This is a genomic window from Myxococcus llanfairpwllgwyngyllgogerychwyrndrobwllllantysiliogogogochensis (assembly GCF_006636215.1).
GTDB classification, from domain to species: Bacteria; Myxococcota; Myxococcia; order Myxococcales; family Myxococcaceae; genus Myxococcus; species Myxococcus llanfairpwllgwyngyllgogerychwyrndrobwllllantysiliogogogochensis.
Genome location: NZ_VIFM01001060.1, coordinates 1 through 379, shown reverse-complemented (window position 1 = coordinate 379; position 379 = coordinate 1). Strand labels below are relative to the sequence as shown.

Genomic DNA, 379 nt, shown 5'->3' with positions numbered 1-379 from the left:
GCAGCGCTTCATTCATCAACAGCTGCCGCTTCAGTACCACGCTGACCCGACGCTTGCCGAGCTGCCGCTGTTCGAGCGGGCCCGCGGCGGCGAAGCGCTGGCCCAGCTGTGGCAGGCCCCGCAGGGATTCGTGGTTCCCGGCAGCTACCGAAAATTTAGCCAGCTCTCCGCCGTTAGCGAACGTTTTGCCGCGCGCGGCTGGCCGGTTTGGCTGCGCCGCTCCGGCGGCGGCCTCGTGCCGCAGGGGCCGGGGATTGTCAATCTCAGCCTTGCCTGGCCGGTCTATCAGCCTCTGGGCGAGGCCGCTGAACCTATCTATCTGATGCTCTGCGGTCTGCTGCAGCGCGCGCTGGCGACCTTTGGCGTCGATGCCCACTTC

The 379-nt window shown here is 67.3% G+C and carries 1 protein-coding gene; it reads left to right on the top strand.

Annotated elements, in window-relative coordinates:
* A partial coding sequence (locus FJV41_RS56855; RefSeq protein WP_220138096.1) for a lipoyl protein ligase domain-containing protein occupies nt 1-379 on the top strand: 379 nt, incomplete at both ends.